Genomic DNA, 7057 nt, shown 5'->3' on the forward strand with positions numbered 1-7057 from the left:
TCATTCCTTTTCCGTGCGGGGCGGTGCGCCCACGGGTTCGGCATCGACAGGTGCGGGATCCGCCGGGGCGGGGGGCGCGGAGGGTTCGGAGTGGGGCGTCAGGTCGTCGGCGGCGGGCGCGGAGGACCCGGACTCAGGCATCCCCTCATCAGCCGCGAGCTCGGAGGACCCGGACTCAGGCGTCCCGTCGTCGACCGGGAGCGCGGAGGACCTGGACTCAGGCATCCCCTGATCGGCGGCGGGCTTGGTGGCGCGGGTGAGACGACTGGCGGCGACGCCTCGGAGACGGCCCGCCAGGCCGGCCAGTCCCGTCGGTGCCACGAACATCACCGCGATGATCAGCAGGCCGAACACCACACCCGGCGCCGCCTCGCTGATGTCCTGGGCCACGCTGGGCACGTACATCACGAAGGCCGCTCCCAGCAGCGGTCCGTACAGCGAGGCGAGCCCTCCGACCACCAGGCCGGCCAGCAGCGTGATGGACAGGACGAAACTGAACGAGTCGGGTGAGACGAAGCCGATCACCCAGGTGTAGACGCACCCGGAGACACCCGCGAACAGCGCGCTCCACGCGAAGGCGAGGGTCTTGTGGAGGGACAACCGCACTCCCATGACCTCAGCGGCGCTCTCGTTGTCCCGCATGGCGAGCAGGGCCCGGCCGACCCGGGACCGCAGCAGGTTGCGGGCGAGCAGCAGAGCCACCGCGGTGACGGCAAGGACAACGAAGTACGTCCACTGGTCCTCGGCCAGTCCGCTCCAGCCGGGCGCTTGCAGCTTGTCCACGGTCAGTCCCATGGAGCCGCCCGTCACGGGTTCGAGCCGCTTGAGCAGCGGTGGCAGGAACACCGCGAACGCGAGCGTGACCAGGGCCAGGTACAGCCCGCGCAGGCGCAGGGCGGGCACACCGAAACCGAGGCCGAGCAGGAAACACCCGACGGCCGCGACCGGCAGGGTGGCCAGGTGGCCGGTCTCGTAGCGGTCGAGCATGACCGCCGCCGTGTAGGCCCCTGCCGCGAAGAACGCGCCGTGCCCGAGGGAGATCTGCCCACCGAATCCGACCAGCAGGTTCAGTCCGGCCAGTGCCACGGCGTACAGCAGCACCATGGTCAACTGGAAGACCTGGAAGGGGGCGAAGTAGAACGGTGCGCCGAGGGCGAGGCCCGCTACGAGCAGCGCGGTGAGCGTGGCTCGCAGGTGGCGGGCGCGGTCGGTGCCGCGTGTCGCGGTGATGGTGCTCATGCGCGCTCCACCGCCGCCCGTCCGAACAGGCCCTGGGGCCGTACCAGCAACACCGCCAGGATGATCACCAGGGGTACTCCCACCTTCAGATCAGCACCGATCACGTCCACGTACGCCCCGGCCAGCGTCTCGGCGACACCCACGCACAGGCCGCCGACGACCGCTCCGACCGGGCTGTCGAAGCCACCGAGGGTGGCCGCGGCGAAGGCGTAGATCAGCACTCCGCCCATCATGTTGGGCTCCAGGAACAGCACCGGGGCGACGAGCACGCCCGACACCGCTCCGACCGTCGCGGCCAGCCCCCAGCCGAGCATCAGCACACGGCCGACCCGGATGCCCGACAGCCGGGCGGAGGCGGGGTTGCCGGCGACCGCCCGCATCACCAGGCCGACGGAGGTGTGCTGGAACAGCCCGTACAGCAGGCCCATCACGACGGCCACGATCGCGATGATCCCGAGGCTCGACCAGTCCACGTGCACCCCGCCCAGGTCGATCCCGCCGTCGGGGAAGGGCTGCGGAAAGTCCTTCACGGTGAACGACCAGATCAGGCCGGCCATCGCGTTGACGAAGATGAACAGGCCCACCGTGACGATCACCACCGTGAGCTCGGGCGCGTGCTGCACCGGGCGGATGACGATCCGTTCGACCAGCATGCCGCCGGCGAAGGACACCGCCAGGGTCACCGGCAGCGCCAGCCAGAACGACATCCCTGATGCCACGAGCTGCCATGCCACATAGGTGGAGATCATGGCGAGCTCACCCTGCGCGAAGTTGACGATCCCGGTGAACCGGTGGATCAGTACCAGGGCCAGCGCCAGGCTGGCGTAGACCGCGCCGGAGCCGACGCCTTCCACCACTTGCTGGAACAGTTCGGTCACGGCGCTCATCCGCCCTTTCCGGAGCGGACGGAGACACCGAGGTACACCTCGGCGACCTGCCCGTCCTCGCGGATCTCCTGGGACGGTCCGGACAGCACCAGGCGGCCGGCCTCCAGTACGTGGGCCCGGTGCGCGACATCCAGCGCGAGTTGGGCGTTCTGCTCGACGACGACCACGGTGGTGCGTTCCTCCTCGTTGACGGCACGGACGATCTCGAACAGCTCGCGCGTGACCAGCGGCGCGAGGCCCAGGGACGGCTCGTCCAGGAGCAGCAGCGAAGGCCGCAGCATCAGCGCCCTGCCGATGGCGAGCATCTGCTGTTCGCCGCCGCTGAGGCTGCCGGCGGCCTGGCGGGACCGCTGGCGGAGCTTGGGGAAGTAGCTATAGATGCGCTCCAGGTCGGCCGCGACGGCCGCGCGCTCGGGGCGGCCGTCGCGCCGCCACCGGCCGGTGCGCAGGTGGGCGCCGATGCGCAGGTTCTCCTCGACGGTCAGGTCGTTGAAGGTGCCCCGGCCCTCGGGGACGTGTGCGACGCCGAGCCGGGCGGTCTGCTCGGGCGAGCGGCTCAGCAGCTCCGTACCGTTCAGGGTCACCGAGCCTCGTCCGCGGACCATGCCGCACAGGGCTCTGAGCGTTGTCGTCTTGCCGGCGCCGTTCGGGCCGAGGATCGCGCACACCTCGCCGCGGGCGACGGAGAAGTCGAGTCCCTGGAGCACGCGGGCCTGGCCGTATCCGGCGTGCAGGTCGGCGACCTGCAGGAAGTCCGGCTCCGCGGTCGCCTGCGCGGCCTCGGTGTCGGTCCTCTTGGTGCTCTTGGTGCTCTCGGTGCTCTCGGTGGCGGGTTCCGTCATGCCGCCACCCCCAGGTACGCCTCGATGACCGCGGGATCGCGCTGGATCTCCTCCGGCGGGCCCTCGGCGATCTTGCGTCCGAATTCGAGGCAGACCACCTTGTCGCACAGGCCCATCACGAACCCCATGTGGTGTTCGACCACCACGAGTGTGAGGTCGAACTCCTGGCGGACCGACCGGACCAGATCCGCGAATTGGTCGACCTCGCCGTGGCTGAGTCCGTTGACGGGTTCGTCGAGCAGCAGCAGGCGGGGCCGTACGGCGAGTGCCCGGGCGAGTTCGACCCGTTTGAGAGTTCCGAACGGCAGCCCGGAGGCGGGGTGGTCGGCGACGTCCGCCAGGCCGAGATCCCGGAGCAGGTCGTCCGCCTGATCACGTAGTTCCCGCTCCTCCCGCCGGACGCGGGGCAGCCGGAGCGCCGCGGCGAGGTGTCTCGTGCGCCCCCGGCTGTGGGCGCCGACCATGACGTTCTCCCGGACCGTGAGCCGTGGGAACAGACCAAGGTTCTGGAAGGTGCGGGCGATGCCGCGCCCGGCCACGGAGTGCGGCGGGAGGGCGAGCAGGTCCTCGTCCTCGAACCGCACCGTCCCCGCATCAGGGGTGCAACGCCGGGTGAGGCAGTTGAACAAGGTGGTCTTGCCGGCGCCGTTCGGGCCGATGAGCCCCACGGCGGTGCCCGGCTCGACGGTGAACGCGACACCGTCCAGTGCCGTGATCCCGCCGAAGCGCACGCTGATACCGTCGACCGCGAGCATGTGTGACGCCCCTTCCGAGGTGCTGGGGGGTGGGCGAGCGTCACAGTAGGTGGGAGCCTTCCGCACGCACATTGGGTGCGAGCACCCAACTTCGCGACCACCGACTTGTGCGCCGCGCCCAGCTCCCCCGACCTGTCGCCCGCCGAGCCTGTTGACGGGACACGAGGAGTGCGGCGACGATCGGCCTCATGCCTCGCGGACCCGACCTCGGCGCCCCCGCCCTGACCGAGCCCCTCAGACGGGAGCGGCGCCGGATCCTGCACGCGGTCCAGGACCGGCTCGAGGACGTGTCGAAGACCGCCGTCGCGGTCATGCGCACGGAGATCCCGTCCTACGCGCTGCAGGACGAGCGGTTCTTCGACGACGTACGGGACCAGGTCCTCACGCACTACCGGATGCAGCTGGCCGCGCTGGCCGGCGACCGGGACATCGCCCCCGAAGACCTGGTCTTCAGCCGGGCGGCGGCCATGCGCAGAGCACGCGCGGGGTTCGCCCTCGAGGACTGGATCAGTGCCTTCCGGGTCGGTCGGCAGGTGCTGTGGGACGCGCTGCTGGACTGCGCGGGCACGTCCTCCGAGGCACAGCAGGCCGCGCTGTCCCTCGTCACACCGCTGATGCGGTACGTCGACTACGCCAGCACCCATGCCGCGCAGGCCTATGTCGAGTTCGAACAGCACGTGGTGGCCGACGCGGACCGGGAGCGCCGGGATCTCCTGGACCAGCTTCTGGCCGGTACGGCACCGACGCGGGGTCCACTGCTCGCGGCGGCGCAGGCGTACGGCATCGGACCGCGCTCGCCGATGATGGCGGTCGTGGCGGTGTGCGTGGGCGACACCCGCACCGGAGACCTCACCTCGGCCGAGCACGGCTACGCGACCAGCGCGTCCATCGGCATCGCGGGGCCCTGGGCCGGCCGCACCCTGGTCGTGGTACGCCACGGCGAGGTGGTGGCCGTGCCCGTGGTCCGCACCGGCATGGACGCGGAGGACATCTGTAGCTACTTCGAGGCGGTGCAGCGAAGGCTCGCGCGCGAGGGGACCATGCTCTCCATGGGCATCAGTACCGTCGCCAAAGGCGCTGGTGAGCTGCCGCGCGCTTACGAGGAGGCACGGGCCGCCCTCGACCTCGTGCCGAGCGGGGGCGGGGTGGCGGCGCTGCCGCGCCTGTCCCCCTTCGACTACCTGGCGCTCCGCGCGGACGACCTCGCGCGTCAGCTGGTCGATCCCCGCGTGCGTGCGCTGCTGGAGGACGACCGCAGGCGTGGCGACACGCTGGCGGCTACGATACGGGCCTTCGCGGAGGCCGATCTCAACCTGCGGCTGGCCGCCGACCGGCTGCGGGTGCACCACAACACGGCCCACTACCGATTGCGCCGGATCGAGGAACGCACCGGGCGCAATCCGCGCCGGATCGCCGACCTCCTGGAACTGCTGGTCGCCCTCGCCATCCGCGACGGCGCCGGGGAAGGTGAGATTCGCCAGTGAGCGGCATCGTGGAGCCCGCCGGGGCCGAGGCGGCACGTCAGTTGCCGGACCAGCGCCCGGGCACGGGTCTGCCGGAGGCTCCCACCGGGCAGAACCGGACGGTCAGGAACGCGCTTCTCGACGCCGCGCTGGAGGTGTTCACCGAGCGCGGTTACGCCGACGCCGGTCTCACCGAGATCGCGGCGCGCTCCGGCATCCCGGTGGGCAGCCTCTTCCAGCACTACGGGGGGAAACGAGGGCTTTACCTCGCTCTTTGGGAGGAGTTCCGGGAGGAACAGGAGCGCCGGACCGCGGCCACGCTGTCCGTCGAGCGTGGCCGCGGCGTGGACGACCCCCTCGCCCTTTTCGTGGCGGGAGCCAGGGCCTATCTGGAGGGCGCCTGGGACAACCGGCGGTTCGGCAGACTTCTCGCGGAGGATGACGGACCCACGGGCTTCGACGCCCTGCGCCGCCAGTGGGACCGCGCCTGGGTGCGGCGCAACGCACGGCTCCTCGAAGTCGACGAGAAGCGCCGCGCCGGCCGGGTGCGGGTGCGGGTGCTGACCACCGTCATCGGCGGGGCCGCACGCGAACTGGGCGACTGCGTGGACGAGGGAGAGGCCCGGGAGATCGTCGACGAGGTGTGCGGCATTCTCACGCACCTTTCGGCCGCACCCGGCTGAGCCGCCCGGGGGGGGGCGGCTCGGTGAGGGGTCTCACGGGAGTGCCCCCGCAGGGATTCCGTCCCCGGCCCTCGTCGGCGACCGCAGCGCACCGGCGGGTCGCCCACATGGGTCGGGAACGGGCCAGGGGCAAGGGCGAAGCCCTGCGGGTAGGCGATCCGTTCAGACACCTGCCGTGTCCGCGACTTCGTGGGCCTTCGTCACCAGTGCGTCGATGCGCTCTGCGGTCGGTGTCCCAGACGCGGCCTTGTTCCGCGGTTCGTCCATCGCGCGGCGCATGACGCCCTCCCCGATGATCGCGATCTTCCACAGTCCCATCGCGTGCCAGTAGCCCAGTGCCGTCAGGTCTCGTCCCGACCCCGCCGAGTAGGCCGCAACGAGTTCTGCACGGGACGGGAAGCCGTCGAGAGCCGTCGCGACGAAGTCGCCCGAGGTGTTCTCGCCCTCGGCCGGCCAGTAGGCCAGCAGGCTGCCCATGTCCGCCAAGGGGTCCCCCAGCGTCGACAGCTCCCAGTCGAGCACCGCGGTCACCTCCCCGCTGCCGTGGGAGGAGATGACGTTGCGCAGATGGAAGTCGCCGTGTACGAGGGTCAGTTCGCGCTGCTCCGGCACAGCCGCGACGAGTCGCCGGGTGAGGTCGTCCAGAGCGGGCAGCTCGCGGGTCCTGGATCTCTCCCACTGGGCCGACCACCGTTTGAGCTGACGCTGCGCGTACGGCTTGTGGCCGGCCAGACCGGTCAGCCCGGTCGCCTCGAGATCGACCGCGTGGATCTTCGCCAGCGTCCGCGGCAACGACATCCCGATCGCCCGGCGGCGTTCGGGCGTCAACGACCGCGCGACCGACATCTTGTCCACGACCTCGCCGTCCACGAACTCCATGAGCAGCAGTGGGACGTCGGTCACGGCGGGATCCTCGGTGAGCCCGAGCACGCGCGGGGTCGGGACGGCGGTGCTCTCCAAAGCGGTCAGAATCCGCGCCTCGCGTGCCACGTCGTGCGCCGAGACCAGCAGGCGGCCCAGCGGTGGGCGCCGCAACACCCATCTGCGGCCCTTCTGGTCCTGTACGAGATATGTCAGATTCGACTGGCCCAGCCCGATCCGATCGAAGGCCAAGGGCCCGGCGTAGTCGACGCCGAGGGCCGCGAACCAGCGGCTCACCGCCCCGACGTCGATTCCGGCGATTTCCGC

General features: G+C 71.0%; 7 protein-coding genes. 2 read left to right on the plus strand and 5 right to left on the minus strand.

What is annotated here, in order from left to right; all coding sequences use genetic code 11:
• Genes ACY34K_RS32330 through ACY34K_RS32345 form a run of 4 tightly spaced genes read right to left on the minus strand, consistent with a single transcriptional unit; the run spans window position 1 to window position 3723 of the window.
• The gene (locus ACY34K_RS32330) at window positions 1-1239 is read right to left on the minus strand and encodes a branched-chain amino acid ABC transporter permease (RefSeq protein ID WP_462753545.1); all 1239 of its coding nucleotides are present in this window, start codon (window positions 1237-1239) and stop codon (window positions 1-3) included.
• Entirely contained in the window at window positions 1236-2126 is an 891-nt protein-coding gene (locus tag ACY34K_RS32335; RefSeq protein WP_462753547.1) for a branched-chain amino acid ABC transporter permease, read from the minus strand. The genes ACY34K_RS32330 and ACY34K_RS32335 overlap by 4 nt, the downstream gene beginning before the upstream one ends.
• Window positions 2123-2968, minus strand: coding sequence for an ABC transporter ATP-binding protein (locus tag ACY34K_RS32340; RefSeq protein ID WP_462753549.1), 846 nt, complete (start codon window positions 2966-2968; stop codon window positions 2123-2125). Before ACY34K_RS32340 ends, ACY34K_RS32335 begins: the two co-directional genes overlap by 4 nt.
• Window positions 2965-3723 (minus strand): ABC transporter ATP-binding protein, encoded by a 759-nt coding sequence (locus ACY34K_RS32345; RefSeq protein ID WP_462753551.1) that lies wholly within the window; start codon window positions 3721-3723, stop codon window positions 2965-2967. Before ACY34K_RS32345 ends, ACY34K_RS32340 begins: the two co-directional genes overlap by 4 nt.
• Before the next feature lie 188 nt (window positions 3724-3911).
• On the opposite strand from ACY34K_RS32345, the gene ACY34K_RS32350 reads away from it, so the two are divergent.
• Together ACY34K_RS32350 and ACY34K_RS32355 are read left to right on the plus strand one after the other, a co-directional pair.
• Window positions 3912-5207 (plus strand): PucR family transcriptional regulator, encoded by a 1296-nt coding sequence (locus tag ACY34K_RS32350; RefSeq protein WP_462753553.1) that lies wholly within the window; start codon window positions 3912-3914, stop codon window positions 5205-5207.
• A complete protein-coding gene (locus tag ACY34K_RS32355; RefSeq protein ID WP_462753555.1) occupies window positions 5204-5869 on the plus strand; it encodes a TetR/AcrR family transcriptional regulator in 666 nt (221 codons plus the stop codon). Before ACY34K_RS32350 ends, ACY34K_RS32355 begins: the two co-directional genes overlap by 4 nt.
• A gap of 162 nt (window positions 5870-6031) precedes the next feature.
• Here the strand turns inward: ACY34K_RS32355 and ACY34K_RS32360 are convergent.
• Window positions 6032-7057, minus strand: a 1026-nt coding sequence (locus tag ACY34K_RS32360; protein ID WP_462753557.1) for a phosphotransferase family protein, incomplete at its 5' end; no start/stop codon positions are given.

Source organism: Streptomyces sp. STAM6, assembly GCF_054963715.1.